Consider the following 14,299-nt stretch of genomic DNA (forward strand, 5'->3'; position numbering starts at 1 on the left):
CTCCGGGCGAAGGTGACGCATGTGACGACGAAGATTCGCGACCCGGCTCCCGTCATCAACACCCAGTCGTATGCGTATGACTTCGCCAACGGCACCGACACGATGCTCAAGGCAGCGGGTGGCCACGCGTATGTCTTTGCCGGGATTGGCCTGCTCGAGTCTCCCGGCGACAAGCAGTTCGCCCTACCGCCCGGCGTCTCCGGCACCTCTGTGACGGTCGTCGGCGAGAGCCGCACGATCCCGGTCATTGATGGCGCGTTCGTCGACAATTTCGCCGCGGAGTACACCCACCACGTCTACCGCGTCGCCCTCTAGGTCGAACTCCATCCCGGAGAAGCAGGTCAGCTCCGTCGACTCGACTCGTCTCGCTGCCGGGAGGTTGCGCGACCGGGCAACTGCGCCCGCCCGACGACGCTGAAAGCCGCGTAGAGAGCGGCATCACGCAGGTCGGGGAGGGATGCGGCGCTACGAAGCAGAGCCTGCCCGTTGCCGCTGCGCGGCGGTGACTCCCCCGATTCCGCACGAAGATGACGGACCAGTTCAGCGTTTCCCGAGTAGGTGCGGCGTAGAACCCGCCGCAAGTCGGCCGAAGTTCGCGGGACCCGTACCACCGGGGGGATGGTGTCGACCACTTGCTTCTCGTGGGCTTCGAACAGGGTGTCAACGAAGTAGTCATCGGCAACGAGACCCGGGAACGCGCCGAACCCGGCCCTACCCGCTTGGGACATCCCATAGCATCCAGCTCCCCACAAGGAGCGTCGGTTCGACGGCAACCTCATCCGCGCCCGGTAGTAGCAACGCACCACTGCAGCGGCGCCAGTCGTGTCGTAGATGAACGGTGGCCGCGCGGCCAGCGCCCGGCCGCCGCTCAACGCCATCATGACCGCGACGATCGACGCCTGTGAAGCAGAGATGTCGGCGTCGAGGTAGATCCTCGGGAACCGATCGGTCGCTGCATCCGCAGCGTTGAGCGCCATCACCTTCGAAGGTTCCGTAAGCTCGAGCACCCGGACGCCGGACACCTCGCGCGCGAGGGCGGCCGTCGCGTCCGAGCAGCCGTTGGCTGCGACGACCACGTCGATGGACCCGCTGGCCGCAAGCTCTGCCAAGGGAGCAAGCGTGCGCCGGATGACCGAGGCCTCGTCGTGCGCCGGAATGACGATCGAGCCAATCATCAGCCGTCTCGCCTACGCGGACGCGGGATCGTGGGCGGCTCCAGTTGGGAGTGCATGTGGACGTCGAGGTACGCCGGCGGACCTTGGACGAGGTACCTCCGGGCGAGCCGCCGCGGCTCGCACCCGAGGCGCCACAACCACTCGAGCCCCGAGTGTGCAATCCACTCCGGCGCCCTGCGGACGGCGCCGGACACGAAGTCGGCCGAGGCGCCGAATGCGAGCATCACCGACGCGCCCGTGAACGCCCCGTAGTCGGCGATCCACAGCTCCTGTCGTGGCTTGCCGAGGCCCACGAACAGCAACTGTGGCCCGCACTCGGCGACGGCCAGCGCCAACGTGCGAGCCCTGTCCGGTTCCACGACGGCCGAGCGCTCCGGTGCCCAATAGCCCACCACACGCAACTGGGGCCACCGTCGCTCGATGCGCTCGGCGAGAAGCGCGTGCGCGGCCGAGGTGCCACCTAGAAAACCGACAGAGAGCCCCTCGCACTCCGCTCTGTCCAGAAGCTCCTCGATCAGGTCGCTACCGGCCAGCCGCGGCCAGCCGCCCCCATGCAGGCGCCGCACGCGGGTCACGAGCGGGTGCCCGTCGAGCAGCGTGAGCCAGCGGACGCTCGGAGCCCCGTACATGGTCTCGCCCCAACGCCCTCGGCGGCCGAAGTGATGCACATGGTCGAGGTTCGCCGACGCGACACCCAGAGCAGCACCGCCACCTCGGTCCTTGGCGGCGCGGACGATCTCGTCGATTGCCTCCGAGCGCGACCTCAGGTCGACCGGGGCGCCACCGATGTTCGCTCGGCGTACGGCCGGAACCGGTGCGACTCCTCGGGCGACAACTCGCGGCCCCCTCGCCTCAGTAGATCGCGTGCTCATCGATCGCCTCACTTTCCACATCGGCGTGTACGGCGCGCAAGAGTGCTCCGCAGACTCCGGCCAGCACGAAGAACGTCGACGTCACGGTCGCGAACGATCCGAGGTCGAACGTCGCGTACGTGGGGAGGAGGACAACCATGGAGGCAGTGAGCGACAGAGCGAGATCCCGGTCGTTGGCCACCATCTTGAGACGCGCCGGAGATCGGCGGCACAGCCACATGACGCGGACCGCTGCGTAACAGGCGGCCGCGAAGATGGACAAGAATGCAAGGAGCCCGATCACACCGCTGTCGACCAGCGTCAACAGATACTGGTTATCGAACACTTCGTGCTTCGGCGCGTACCAGTGCCCACGCCTCGCCCGAGCAAGGGATGCTGGGAGATCAGTTCTTGGGCGGTTGCGTAGTCATGAGTCCGCCAGCTGATGCTGCTGTCATTTCCTGCGTTGCAGGAACAGATCGAGGAAGACGTTCAACAGGCCCGGCGAGACCAGCTCCACGAACACGAGGAAGCCCGCGCCGATGACGGCCATCTGCGCCCGTCGCCGGCCCGACCACCCCGGGAGCAGCACGATGCCCGCGGAAGCGGCTGCCGGGATCGCGGACCGCGACACCGAGAACATCAGCCCGATGGCCAACAGACCGGCGCATCCCCACCAGAAGGCCGGCCGCCGAGCGTGGCCGCGGCTGGTGGCTGCGACGTGGATCGCGATCGGGAGCAGCATCGCGCACAGCACGCCGAACTCGATGGGGTGTGCCGTCGTACCCGAGACCCTGCGCAGTCCCGATCGATCCAGCACGACCACGTCCGTCGCGGTGAAGTGCATCCCCGGCGGCCGCAGGTGGGGTGTCAGGTCGAAACCGAACAGGAACTGGAGGATGCCGACGACGGCGATGGCCGACCCGCAAGCCACGAGCACCCGAAGCAGGAAGTAGATGCGGTCGCGACCACGCACGCCGTCGCACACCACCAACCCCACGAAGACCATCGCGAAGACGGTCACCATCGCATGGTCGCCGATCTGCCGTTCGTCGGAGGGCAGATACCCGTAGGCGGCGTTGGCGTACGACGCCGGGATCGCGCACGAGTAGGCGAACAGTGCGCGCCGGATCGGACTGCCGCCCTTCGCGGCGCCCAACGTCGTGGTCATCTGGGTGCAGAACCACAGGGCGCCGAGGCCGAGCGCCACGAGGGACGCCGCTGACAGGGACAAGGGAAGGACGTTGAGGACCAACTTCGACGGCAGCACGAACTGGAGCACGACGAAGATGGCCACCACCGTTGTCGCGTCAGCGGCGCGGGGCTGCTGCGCGACTGAGGCTTCCCCGGGCGGGGATTGCGCAACGAGACCGTCGAGGACCGTCATCGGTCCTCCGCAAGTGGGCCAGTCGGGGAGAGGACCCGCGAGGTGGGCCCCTCGCCCCGACCACCGGGTTCCATGTCTCGCACGCCGAGGTCGCCCGGGAAGTCTGTGGGGGATCCCGCCCGGCGGGACCGTCGGCGACGGGTCAGCATGCTCTCAGCACCGAAGACCGCACCGAGGCTCGCCCGGGCAGGCCGGGGCACCCGCGGCTGCCGCGGCTCGCAGCGGACTGCCCAGCAGCGGCAGGGCCGCCGTCGGTGGGGTAACCACCTGAAGCCGGATGCGGGTAGCGTCGGGTGCAGCCAGTTCGTCCCGGCGCTCCGCGAGGACGTCGGCCGCCATCGTGGAGACCTGCCGCACCACCTGCTGCGCCGCTGCCGCGCTGGCTCCGGTTCCCGTCACGAACAGGAACGGACCGGATTCGAGAAGCTCGGGATTCGTGCTGCCGTTGCTGACCTCGTAGCTGGTCGATCCGCCCGGAGTGATGCCCGGGGGCGCGAGCGGTCGCGGCGCTGTTCAACTGCTGAATGACGATCGACGCCGAAAGAGAAAGAGCCGGCTCGAAGTTCAACATGGGATTGGTCAGTGGGTTCGGCGATTCCGCGCTTCTCGCCTCCGTGGCGCCGGACAAGGGCGCCGTCAGCACCCGGGACGCTGCCGGACTCGAAGTGCACAGGCGCAACGAAGTAGGCCGCCGCGGCCAAGCCCAAGGTGACCAAGAAGGCCGGCACAGAGATGTACCAGCGCCGAACGAGGACGACCACGGTCTGCCAGAAGTCCACGGCTTCCTCACTCGACCATCGCGCTGGAGCGGCTCGCCCAAGCGCTCGCCCCGGGGCCAAGCTCCTCCCCGGGGAAGCGATGGGCGCGACTCGACGTCGCGACCGGGAGGTGCGCTGCGTGGAGGTGCTCCGGTCGGCGCGACTCGGACCACGCTGGGCCTGCGGCGCCGAGCCCGGACCCGGTCACGCAGGTAGGCGAGTCCGATGCTCAGTACGAAACCGAGGGTGAGCGCCACCAGACCGAGTTTGACGGCCTGCCCCCGGACCCGCTCGGGAACACTCGGCTGGACGACGTGAAAGAGGCTGACGTAGGTCTTCTCTGGGGCGTTCAGCTCGGTCTGGAGCTCGAGCAGCTTGGACTGCATCAGCTCCATTGCCCCGGCCACGATCCTCCGAGTCTCCCGGGGGGTGGTGCTGCGGGCGACGATGTAGAGGAACGGGCCATTGCTGCCGAGCAGGTTCGGGTTGGTCCGACCGTCGTTGACGACCAGTTCCTCGGATCCATGAACGCCGAGCGACTCGGCTACCGCCTTGTTGTTGGCAGTCTCGATGAGGATGGCCGAGGTCGTCCTGAGACTGTCGTCGAAGTTCAGCATCGGGTTCGTGAGTGCCGTGGGGTTCTCCGGGTCGCGCGACTCGGTGCCGCCGTACTGCGTCGTTGTGAGCACCATCGTCGTGTTGGACTCGTAGGACTTCGGGGGTGACGAAGTAGGCCACAGCGCCCGGGGTGAGCGCGGTCAGGACAGCAGGGATGATCACACGCTTGCGACGCAACAAAACGGTGATCCTGATCCAGAAGTCCATGCCCGTCCGCCCCCATTCACCCGCGTGCGGGCGACTCGTGATGCCTAGGTCACGTGATATTGGCAAGGAGTCCCGGCTGCGGGGCCTCATGCACGCTGCGATCCCCTATTCAGGGGACGCCAGTCCGACTCCGAGGCGATGCCAAACCGGTGCGGTCTAGCGTGCGCCGCAGTGACCCAGGGAGTCCTTGAGCGGGCACAGAAGGAGAGAGGGATGACGACGGCGGAGGTAGTGACGCCCGGCGCGCTCGGACTGAAGGTCGGGGACCCGGTCGAAGTGCGGAGCGCTGAGGAAATCCGCGCGACGCTCGATCAGCACGGTGAGTTGGACGGGCTCCCATTCATGCCCGAGATGCTCGCCCTCTGCGGACGCCGGCTCACAGTCCACAAGGTTGCGCACAAATTGTGCGACTACATCGGCCGCACGGGTCTGCGTCGCATGGACGACGCTGTGCACCTGACCGCGTCCGCGCTGCGACGGGTCGTCCCACGGCGGTTGTGAGAATGCCTGCTCGTTGTACTGGAAGGAGCAGTGGCTCAAGCGAGCCGACCCGAGTACCCCCTGTCGAGCCGAAGCCGGACGCCGGTCAACGCACACTCTTGCCGCTGCTCGTCCAGCAGGCTCGGAAGGAACCGTTCGAGGACGGGGAGCCCCCGGTACTCCTGCCGGGCGACGGAGATGCAGCGCGCGGCGCCGGAGCCGCTTCCGCTGAGAAAGGTGAGTCAGTACCGCGTCGACATCACGTCCGGCAACGCAGACGTGGTCGCGGTCGTCCGGTCCATGTTGATAGTCCTCTTCAACCGATACCGGGACCTCAGCAAACGCCTCTTGCCCCGCCCCCTGCTCTTCCGCGACGGTCTCCACTGGCGCTTCCTGCAGGGCCGTGTGGTCCATGGGCGCACACCCACCCAACACTGGACCTGCAACCCGGCGAGCTCGTCCGGATCAAGTCTCGTGAGGAGATCCCGGCCACCCTCGACAAGGACCTGCTGAACCGCGGGATGGGCTTCGACGCGGAGATGTCTCGATTCTGCGGTCGGACGGCTCGGGTGAAGGCCGGGGCCAACCGGTGTGTGGACGAAAGATCCGGTCGCATGCTGACGATGAAGAACCCGTGCATCATCCTCGAAAACATCTGGTGCGAGGGAGCATTCATGGCGAACTGTCCTCGCCAGTACGTCTGCTGGTGGCGGGAGATCTGGCTGGAGCGAGTGGAGTCGGGTCCCGGCCGTGGATGAGGCTCAGACCTTCGAGGCAGCCCCGGCCGGGTCTTGCGAAGGTGTGACGACTGGCGACTCCGCCCGGCGGTTCACGACGCTCGGACGAAGGGCCGGACGCGGTCTGGGCTGGGCACTCGCCGGCAGCCTGATCCTCAAGGTTGGTTCGTTCGGGGTCAGCCCGGTGATGGTCCGACTACTCGCCCCACACGATTTCGGCCTTTACGCCGTGGCGCTCGCAGCCAACGCGTTCGTCATCCACGTCAACGACATGGGCATGATCGCGGCCACGATGCAGTGGCGCGGTGACGTGAAGGAGATGGCTGCGACAGCCCGGACCATGGCGCTGACGTTCAGCCCGGGGTGGTACGGCTTGTTCTGGGTGGGTGCGCCGTTCCTCGCGAACCTCGCCCACAGCCCGGAGGCGACGCCGCTGGTGCGTCTGCTCACCTTCGTGATTGTCCTCGACGGCATCACGGCCGTCTCGGTCGGTGTCATCCAGCGTCGTTTCCAGCTGGACAAGTTGATGAAGGCGATCGCCGTCGGCTTCCTCTTCAATGCCATCGTCAGCGTGTCACTTGCCGCGAACGGGGCTGGCGCCTACAGCTTCGTCTTCGGTTCGCTCATCCAGTCGGTGGTCGTCGCCGTGCTTGTCCTCCGTGTCGCGCACATCCCCGTCCGGTTCTGGGTTCGACCGCGCGGTCGCTCGTCGCCTCTTGCGCTTCGGGGCGCCACTGGCGATCGGGCTGGGAATCGAGTCCGTTCTCCTCTTCTCGGACTCGTTCGTCGTGGGGCACCTGCTGGGAACCGAATCGCTCGGGTTCTACCTGTTGGCGTTCAACATCTCGAGCTGGGTGCCGGGCATCATCGGGACCGCCGTGCGTTACGTCTCGATCCCGGCCTTCTCGCGGCTCGCCGAAGAAGCGCCCGATCAGCTGTTGCTCGGGGTGCAGCGCTCGCTGCCCACGATGATCGCGCTGGTCGCTCCCATCGCCGCGGTGATGGCGACGCTGTCGCCAGCACTGATCGGGGTCCTGTACGGCGCACGCTGGGAGCCCGCGGCCGACGCGCTCCGCTTCCCCGGCGTTCGCGATGTTGGCCCGGATGTTCACGGCACTGGTGTTCGACATCCAAACGGCGCGTGGCAAGACTCAAGTGACGATCTGGCTGAACCTCATCTGGCTCATCGCCCTGCTGCCCGCGCTGTGGATCGGTGCAAACCTCGGAGGCCCGGGCGGGGCGGCGGCGGGGCACGCGGTCGTCGCCCTCGTGGTCGCGATTCCGCTCGCGGGCTGGATGCTGCACAGATCTGGGGTCGACATGCGCCCTGTGGTGCGACAGCTCATCCGCCCGGTCCTCGCTGGGATTGCCGCAGGACTCGTAATGGCCGCGTTGTCGGTGTCACTGGAGGGCTCCCCGGCCCAGTTGCTGGTCGCAGGCGGGATCGGTGGCGTCGTCTATCTCCTGCTCGCGGTTCCGGCGCGCGTCGGGCGGTGGCCCGGTCAAACGTGTGGTCGTACATGGCGGCTCGACGGGCGGCGAGGGTATGAGCGTCCCGCAAAGGGGTCCACGCCTCACGATCGCGCTGCCGGTGTACAACGGGGCGCACACGCTGGGAGCAGCCATCGAGTCGGTGCTCAATCAGACCTACCCCGACCTCGAGCTGGTCATCAACGACAACGCCTCGACAGACGACACCGACGAGATCTGTCGGAGGTTCGCACAGATCGACGCACGCATCGTCTACCAACGACACGCGACGAACGTCGGTTTGCTCAACAACTTCCGAAGCGCGGCCGAGAGTGCGCGCGGGGCGTACGTGCGCTGGCTTGGGGACGACGACTTCCTCGACCCCGACTACGCCTCGCGGGTCCTCGAGGCGTTCGCCGAGGATGACCGGCGAGTCCCGGTGACCACCCAGATCGCCTACCCGGACGCTGACGGAATCGGGGCGGTGGACACGCGTCACGACCCGGTCCCGCTCTCGTCGGCGGACCCCGTCAAGAGGTTCGGGGAGATGTTACGGCTGTTGACCGCAGGCTTCGCCCTCCTCGACCCGCTGTACGGGACGATGCGGCGAGAACTGGCCGTGCTGCCACGACGGAACCTTCTGCGCGAGGACGAAGTCTTCGCCGCCCGGCTGGCCCCGGCCGGACCCCCGGGGGCACGTGCCGGCACCACTCGCGACCCGACACCGCTCGGAGGCTGGGACCGGAGCGCTGGCGCACCTGCTCGGCGTTCCCCGCTGGCACCGGAACGCCCGGGACGTCATCCAGTGCCGGGGAGTTGTTGCGGTGGATCAACAGTTCCGCCCTCACCCCTGAGCAACGTCGGGGTGCCGGCAACCAGTGCTTCGCCTTTACGCACGCCGCAAGAGGGCCACGTGGAACCGGGGAGTCGCCAAGCTCCAGCGCGCGGGCGGTGCGTCCGGCGCCACCACCGATCGCTCGACGCCAGCGCGGTTGTCAGCGCAGCTCGGCGAGCGACGCGATCCGACGTGAGGGAAAGAGCAGGGCGACCAGCGAGGCGCGGGCGGTACGTCGGCCGGCGGCCGAGCGCAGGAGCGTACCGAGGAGCACGCCGCTCGTGTAGGCGACGCTTCCTACGCTGCCATGCCGACGCTTGAACAGGACGACGCGGTTGACCGTGAGCAGCGCAGCCGGGCTTGGCCTGACGCCGGACTCGCCGCCCTTGTGCTCGACCACGGCTGCCGGCTCGTACCACGTTGCCCACCCGTGGTCGGCCGCGCGCAGCATGAACTCGGTCTCCTCGCTGTAGAGGAGGAAGCTCTCGTCCCACGGACCGACGCGGTCCCGGGACGGACCAGTCCATGAGGAGGGCGGCGCCCGTTGCCCGAGCCACCGGGCCGGGCTGGTCGTGCGGCTGCTCAGCAAAGATCAGTTCCCCCAGCCCGAGCCGATCGGCAGTCCGACCGCCCAGGATCGATTCGGCGAAGGCTCCCATGACGGTGGGGGCCCGGCGCAATGTCGGCTGCAGCACCCCGTCGGCGTCGACAAGACGGGGGGCGACGATGCCTCGTCCCGGGATCTGGAGGGCTTTCGCGAGTGCCGCCAGACTCCCCGGCCGGAGACGGCAGTCGGGGTTGAGCACCATGACGGCTGCGGGAGGGCGTCCGCGCAGGGCGAGCAAGCCTGCGTTGAGCCCCGCCGCGTAGCCGGCGTTCTCGGCGAGCTGCACGACCGAGATCGGCAACCACTCCACCGCGTTTGCGATGGCCACCGAGTCGTCCGTCGACGCGTTGTCCACCACCACGACATCGGCGAGCGTGACCCCGTCAGCCCCGCCCTCCCGCAGTGAAGCAAGACAGCGGGGCAGGTCCTCGGCGCTGTTGTAGGTGATGAGCACGACCGCGACGGTGGGCAGCTGAGCGGGCTGCTCGCGTGGCGCTTGGCCGATCCCGGTCACCGGTCGTCACTCCACAAGCGCCGGCTCGCCGTCGACGCGATGCAGCATGTCGTCCAACCTCCCGGCGCTCTTGAGATCGTTGATCTGCTCGAGCCTGACGAAGGTGTGCGCGAAGTCCGCGGCCGTCAGCCCAGAAACGGGCCATGTCGGCCGCGAGCTGGTCGATCCCGGCCGCCACGGTCCGGTCGGGCGGAAGTCCGGCAGCAACCGGTGGATCTTCTCGAAGTTGACGCGGTAGTCGCGGGTATCAGGGGAGGCGCCGGCGGCGAACGTGACCGGAGCGCCGGTCCGCTCTGCCACGGCCTCGGCGATGGTGCGGATCTGCACCACGTCCTCGTCCCTGCCGACGTTGAAGGCCCGGTCGTGCACAACGTCGCGGTCGGCATCCAGTACGGCGATGAACGCGCGTGAGATGTCCTCGGCGTGCACCGGGGGGCGCCAAGGCGAGCCGTCGCTCTGGAGTCGCACCTCGCCGCGGGTCAGCGCCACACCGGTGAGGTTGTTGACCACGATGTCCGCGCGCAGCCTCGGGCTCGAGCCGTAGGCAGTAGCGTTGCGCAGGTAGCTCGGGCTGAAGTTCCTGTCGGCCAGCTTGCTGATGAGTTGCTCGGCGAGCACCTTGCTCTCGCCGTACGGCGTCACCGGGTGGAACTCGCTGTCCTCAGTGACGGCACCGTCACCGGCTGCGCCGTACAGGCTGCAGGAGGAGGAGAAGACATAGCGCTCGACGCCGGCTTCTCGCTACTCGGGCCGGGGTGCGCGGCACCATGGGCGTTCACTGAGAAGGTCGCCTCCGGGTTCAGGTGGCCGACAGGGTCGTTCGAGATGGCCGCGAGGTTCACGACGGCGTCGAAGCCGGCGAGGTCCTCGGGCGTCTGCTTGCGGATGTCCCCCGTCCGTGACTCGTAGCCACCCGGCTGCGGACCGAAGTCGCACCCGTCATACCAGCCGGCGTCGAGGCCGGCCACGTCGTGACCCGCCTCCGGGGAGCAGGGGGACCAACACCGAACCGATGTAACCGCGGTCGCCCGCGACGAGAACACGCATCAGATCAAAACCTCTTTCCCAAGGCGGTGGCCTCGTCCCGGTGGTGCGCCTTCTTCTGCCGTGATCACACCCGACTCGCAGGGACCGTGCGAGAGAACGGTTGACGCTTACCTGACATTGGGGAGCGAGCGCTTCTGTCGAACCCACTGCACGGATTCGCCGGGGATACTTCGATCCGTGGACCTAGAGTTGTCTGGGCGACGTGCCTTCGTCACGGGCGCGAGCCGAGGAATTGGGCTTGCCATCGCCCGGGGACTGGCCCTCGAAGGCGCGACCGTGTCGATCTTCGCGCGGCATCCCGACGGGCTGAGGAGCGCTGTCGTCGAGCTGAGCCGCGACGGACTCACTGCACACCCCTATGCCGGCGACGTCACCGATTCGGCAGCGCTCGAGGAAGCGATCGCCCGATCTGCGACCGAGCAAGGCGGCCTCGACGTCATGGTTGCCAATGCAGGTGGCGTTCAGGGCGGTGGGTTGCAGACCTCGACGGCCGCAGACTGGGCGTACACGATGGGCATCAACGTCGTGCACGCCGCTACCGCGATTCGCGCGGGCTTGCCGTGGTTGTCGGTCTCCGGCGAGGGCGCGGCCCCGGTGATCGGCTCCATCTGCGGGTTGAAGCCGAGGGCCAACTCCTCGTACTCGGTCGCGAAGGCGGCCGAGATTCATCTGGCACCGAGCCTTGCCGTGGAGCTCGCGAAGGAGAAGGTCCGTGTGAACACCCTCAGCCCCGGGGCTGTCATGTTTGACGGCGGACGATGGGCCGGGACCCGAGCCGTTGACCCTGAGGCGCACGATCGCTTCGTCGCCGACAACGCGCCGACGGGACGATTCGTGAGGTTGGAGGAGGTTGCCGACGCAGCCTGCTTCCCCGGTCAGCCGTCGGGCTTCGGGGATCAACGGAGCGCACGTCGCGGTCGACGGCGCCCGGGACCGGCCGACGGACCGCCCGGTCTATCCGTGAAGGACGCCGCATCCGCGGCGGGCTCGTCCCCAATTCTGGCGACCTGTTCGTGAAGCTCTCTCGCCGGGTGATGCTGGCGGGGTAAAGAGTTGCGCATGAATTGCGCGTTCTCTGGGCGGATGGCATCCACATGACGGCGCTCTGGCGGAGGGCGACCATCACCCTCATGAGCGTGCTCGCGCTCATGACGGCGGGGCTCGCGTCATCGCCTTCGGCGCCGGCCGCGCCCGAGGAGGGCTTCCAGACGTCGCTGGTCATCGGCGACGGCCCGGACGGTCCGAGTGGCTTCAGAAATAGCCCCTGACGGACGCATCTTCGTCCCGGAACGCGGGGGAAGATCAAGATCGTGAAGAACGGCGAACTCATGCCGACACCATTCGCCGACCTTCCGTCAGAGGACACCGGCGACCGTGGTTTGATCGGGATCGCCTTCGATCCGGACTTCGGCATCGCCAACCACTACGTCTACTTCTACTACACGGGGCACGACCCGGTGAACCACCTCGTCAGGTTCAGCGCCGCCGGGGACGTGGCCACCGACGGCCCGCTCGAGCTCTTCAAGACCTCCTCGCCCTCGACGCTGCTGCACGTCGGCGGAAGCATCCGCTTCGGGCCCGATGGCAAGCTCTACTTCGCGGTGGGCGACAACGGCTACGGAGCCAATGCACAGGACCTGAGCAACCCGCACGGCAAGATTCTCCGGATCAACCGAGACGGGTCGACACCGGCCGACAACCCGTTTGCTGGACAGCCCGGGAAGCTGGGGGCCATCTGGGCGTACGGGGTTCCGCAATCCCCGGCGGTTCCAGTTCGACAGCGAAACAGGTCATCTCTACGGCGGAGACGTTGGCGACTTCACGTGGGAGGAGATCAATCGCGTCGTCAAGGGCGGCAACTACGGATGGCCCCTGCACGAGGGAGTGTGCCCGGCCGAGTGCCCGGAATACGTGAATCCGATCTTCGCCTACCCACACGCCGAGGAGAGCGCCGCAGTCACGGGGGGCCCGGTGTACCGCGGTGACATGCTTCCCGCGGAGTACCAAGGGGATCTGTTCTTCGCGGACTACGCGAAGGGATTCATCAAGACTGCCGACCTTGACGCGGCCGGCAACATCACCGCCGTGCGGGACTTCGACACACAAGCGGGGAGCGTGGTCGACCTGAAGGTGGCTCCGGACGGCTCGATCTATTACCTCACCTACTGGCCCGGCGCCCTCTACCGCGTCACGTATGACACGGACTCCAGCCTGCCGGTGGTGAGGGCCACTGCAGACGTCACGAAGGGGACGGCACCCCCGGCGGTCCACTTCTCGAGCGCCGGCAGCACCGACCCCGATGGCGACCCGCTCAGCTTCCAGTGGACGTTCGGTGACGGAACGACCAGCACGGAGCCCGATCCGATCAAGTCCTATTCGGACATTGGCGTCTACACCGCACGCCTCACCGTCACGGCTGCCGGCGATCAGGTCACCGCCCAGCCGATCGTGATCCGTGTCGGGATCCCACCCGACCTGATCGTCTCCATGCCGACCCCGGGACAGTTGTACCGAGCTGGCGACACGATCACGTACAACGCATTCGCCACCGATGCAGCAGGGTTCGACCTCAACGACGCGAACATCAAGACCGTCGTCAGGCTGCACCATGGCACGCACTTCCATCCGTTCGTGGGACCACTGACGGGACGAGCTGGTTCGTTCACGATCCCGCGGACCGGCGAGGCGTCAGCCGACACCTCATACGAGGTCACGGTGACGGCGACAGACACGAACGGCCTGTCGGTGAGCAAAGTCGTGAACCTCCTGCCGAGGAAGTCGGAGATCAGCCCGGTGACATCTCCACCCGGGCTGGGGATCCCGGTCGACAGCGTGTCCGTCAGCACGCCACGCACCATCACTGGTGTCGAGGGATTCCAGCGTGAGCTGGCCGCACCCACCAGCGCAGTGGCCCAGAACGGCAGCCCACTCCAATTCGCAGGATGGTCCGACGGCAAGAGCATCCGTCATGTGATCTCCACGCCAGCCGACGACACCACTTACACGGCGACGTATGTTCCTTCACAGCCGTTCACCGCCAAGTACTACGACAACACGACGTTCTCCGGTGCCCCTGTGCTGACCGGGCAGGACGCCACCATCAACTTCGCCCGGGGCGAGGGTTCACCCGATCCGAGTCTCCCCACCAACGGCTTCTCAGCCGGGTGGACCAAGACCCAGCGCTTCGGCGCCGGTCGGTACCTCTTCACTGCCGTCGCGGACGACGGCCTCAGGCTCTTCATCGACGGACGGCGGGTGATCGGTCAGTGGCGTGGCCCCGCCAACACCGAGTTCAACCACTGCCGATCTCGGCGAAGGCCCGCACACGATCAAGATGGAGTTCGTCGAGCAGGGTGGTGACGCCACGGCCTCCCTCCACTGGGACAGCGCGGCCGCACAGCCGTCCGGCAACTACCGGGCCAACTACTGGAACGCACCGCCGTGGATCAATGCGATTCCGAGCACGTCGCCAGAGCTCTCGCGCGAGGAGGAGGCGATCGACCACGACTGGGGCGAGGGCTCCCCCGGTCCCGGCATCGCGACGAACCGGTTCGTGGCTCGCTGGACTCGCACGATGAGCTTCTCCCCGGGAACTACGAGTTCGCGGTGACCT

Annotated in this window: 16 protein-coding genes and 4 pseudogenes; 11 read left to right on the forward strand and 9 right to left on the reverse strand. The window is 67.4% G+C overall.

Annotated features, from left to right (window positions below):
• The first annotated feature begins 21 nt into the window (after positions 1-21).
• Positions 22-315, forward strand: coding sequence for a hypothetical protein (locus LP418_RS06115; RefSeq protein WP_257955633.1), 294 nt, complete (start codon positions 22-24; stop codon positions 313-315).
• Positions 316-341: 26 nt separating this feature from the next.
• On the opposite strand, the gene LP418_RS06120 is transcribed toward LP418_RS06115, so the two are convergent.
• From LP418_RS06120 to LP418_RS06140, 5 genes are all read right to left on the reverse strand, one after another.
• The gene (locus tag LP418_RS06120) at positions 342-1,175 is read right to left on the reverse strand and encodes a glycosyltransferase (RefSeq protein ID WP_257955634.1); all 834 of its coding nucleotides are present in this window, start codon (positions 1,173-1,175) and stop codon (positions 342-344) included.
• Complete coding sequence (locus LP418_RS06125; protein WP_257955635.1) at positions 1,175-2,047, reverse strand: WecB/TagA/CpsF family glycosyltransferase; 873 nt, start codon at positions 2,045-2,047, stop codon at positions 1,175-1,177. The genes LP418_RS06120 and LP418_RS06125 overlap by 1 nt, the downstream gene beginning before the upstream one ends.
• Positions 2,028-2,372: a hypothetical protein gene (locus tag LP418_RS06130; protein WP_257955636.1), complete on the reverse strand. Its 345-nt coding sequence runs from the start codon at positions 2,370-2,372 to the stop codon at positions 2,028-2,030. Before LP418_RS06130 ends, LP418_RS06125 begins: the two co-directional genes overlap by 20 nt.
• A 108-nt stretch (positions 2,373-2,480) precedes the next feature.
• Positions 2,481-3,326 carry a hypothetical protein gene (locus LP418_RS06135; protein ID WP_257955637.1) on the reverse strand — a complete coding sequence of 282 codons (846 nt, stop codon included), beginning with the start codon at positions 3,324-3,326 and terminating at the stop codon, positions 2,481-2,483.
• 240 nt (positions 3,327-3,566) lie between these two features.
• Positions 3,567-3,812, reverse strand: a complete 246-nt coding sequence (locus tag LP418_RS06140) for a hypothetical protein (RefSeq protein ID WP_257955638.1) — start codon at positions 3,810-3,812, stop codon at positions 3,567-3,569.
• Positions 3,813-5,209: 1,397 nt separating this feature from the next.
• On the opposite strand from LP418_RS06140, the gene LP418_RS06145 reads away from it, so the two are divergent.
• The 5 genes and pseudogenes from LP418_RS06145 to LP418_RS06155 all read left to right on the forward strand — a co-directional run bounded on the left by LP418_RS06145 (position 5,210) and on the right by LP418_RS06155 (position 8,537).
• On the forward strand, positions 5,210-5,497 hold the full coding sequence (locus tag LP418_RS06145; RefSeq protein ID WP_257955639.1) for a hypothetical protein: 288 nt from the start codon (positions 5,210-5,212) through the stop codon (positions 5,495-5,497).
• A 780-nt stretch (positions 5,498-6,277) separates the two neighbouring features.
• Positions 6,278-6,883, forward strand: a pseudogene (locus tag LP418_RS32645) (oligosaccharide flippase family protein); the annotation flags it as partial.
• On the forward strand, positions 6,771-7,763 hold the full coding sequence (locus tag LP418_RS32650) for an oligosaccharide flippase family protein (RefSeq protein WP_442940234.1): 993 nt from the start codon (positions 6,771-6,773) through the stop codon (positions 7,761-7,763). The pseudogene LP418_RS32645 and the gene LP418_RS32650, both read left to right, overlap by 113 nt.
• A pseudogene (locus LP418_RS32655) lies at positions 7,760-8,161 on the forward strand (glycosyltransferase family 2 protein); the annotation flags it as partial. The gene LP418_RS32650 and the pseudogene LP418_RS32655, both read left to right, overlap by 4 nt.
• A 220-nt stretch (positions 8,162-8,381) precedes the next feature.
• On the forward strand, positions 8,382-8,537 hold the full coding sequence (locus tag LP418_RS06155; RefSeq protein WP_257955641.1) for a hypothetical protein: 156 nt from the start codon (positions 8,382-8,384) through the stop codon (positions 8,535-8,537).
• Between the two features lie 141 nt (positions 8,538-8,678).
• On the opposite strand, the gene LP418_RS06160 is transcribed toward LP418_RS06155, so the two are convergent.
• The 4 genes and pseudogenes from LP418_RS06160 to LP418_RS06170 all read right to left on the reverse strand — a co-directional run bounded on the left by LP418_RS06160 (position 8,679) and on the right by LP418_RS06170 (position 10,607).
• Positions 8,679-9,107: a glycosyltransferase family 2 protein gene (locus LP418_RS06160; protein ID WP_257955642.1), complete on the reverse strand. Its 429-nt coding sequence runs from the start codon at positions 9,105-9,107 to the stop codon at positions 8,679-8,681.
• Positions 9,108-9,222: 115 nt separating this feature from the next.
• Positions 9,223-9,639, reverse strand: a pseudogene (locus LP418_RS32660) (glycosyltransferase family 2 protein); the annotation flags it as partial.
• Between the two features lie 6 nt (positions 9,640-9,645).
• The gene (locus tag LP418_RS06165) at positions 9,646-10,335 is read right to left on the reverse strand and encodes an NAD-dependent epimerase/dehydratase family protein (protein WP_257956920.1); all 690 of its coding nucleotides are present in this window, start codon (positions 10,333-10,335) and stop codon (positions 9,646-9,648) included.
• Positions 10,278-10,607: a hypothetical protein gene (locus tag LP418_RS06170; RefSeq protein ID WP_257955643.1), complete on the reverse strand. Its 330-nt coding sequence runs from the start codon at positions 10,605-10,607 to the stop codon at positions 10,278-10,280. The genes LP418_RS06165 and LP418_RS06170 overlap by 58 nt, the downstream gene beginning before the upstream one ends.
• Positions 10,608-10,863: 256 nt before the next feature.
• On the opposite strand from LP418_RS06170, the gene LP418_RS06175 reads away from it, so the two are divergent.
• The 5 genes and pseudogenes from LP418_RS06175 to LP418_RS06195 all read left to right on the forward strand — a co-directional run bounded on the left by LP418_RS06175 (position 10,864) and on the right by LP418_RS06195 (position 14,296).
• Complete coding sequence (locus LP418_RS06175) at positions 10,864-11,703, forward strand: SDR family NAD(P)-dependent oxidoreductase (RefSeq protein ID WP_257955644.1); 840 nt, start codon at positions 10,864-10,866, stop codon at positions 11,701-11,703.
• A gap of 77 nt (positions 11,704-11,780) precedes the next feature.
• Positions 11,781-11,954 carry a hypothetical protein gene (locus LP418_RS06180; RefSeq protein WP_257955645.1) on the forward strand — a complete coding sequence of 58 codons (174 nt, stop codon included), beginning with the start codon at positions 11,781-11,783 and terminating at the stop codon, positions 11,952-11,954.
• Positions 11,955-11,987: 33 nt separating this feature from the next.
• Positions 11,988-12,416, forward strand: a pseudogene (locus LP418_RS06185) (PQQ-dependent sugar dehydrogenase); the annotation flags it as partial.
• Positions 12,391-14,046, forward strand: coding sequence for a PKD domain-containing protein (locus tag LP418_RS06190; protein ID WP_257955646.1), 1,656 nt, complete (start codon positions 12,391-12,393; stop codon positions 14,044-14,046). The pseudogene LP418_RS06185 and the gene LP418_RS06190, both read left to right, overlap by 26 nt.
• On the forward strand, positions 14,021-14,296 hold the full coding sequence (locus LP418_RS06195; RefSeq protein ID WP_257955647.1) for a hypothetical protein: 276 nt from the start codon (positions 14,021-14,023) through the stop codon (positions 14,294-14,296). Before LP418_RS06190 ends, LP418_RS06195 begins: the two co-directional genes overlap by 26 nt.
• The last annotated feature ends 3 nt before the right edge of the window (positions 14,297-14,299 follow it).

Origin of the sequence: Nocardioides sp. B-3, from assembly GCF_024703895.1 — a bacterium.
Classification (GTDB): Bacteria; Actinomycetota; Actinomycetes; order Propionibacteriales; family Nocardioidaceae; genus Nocardioides.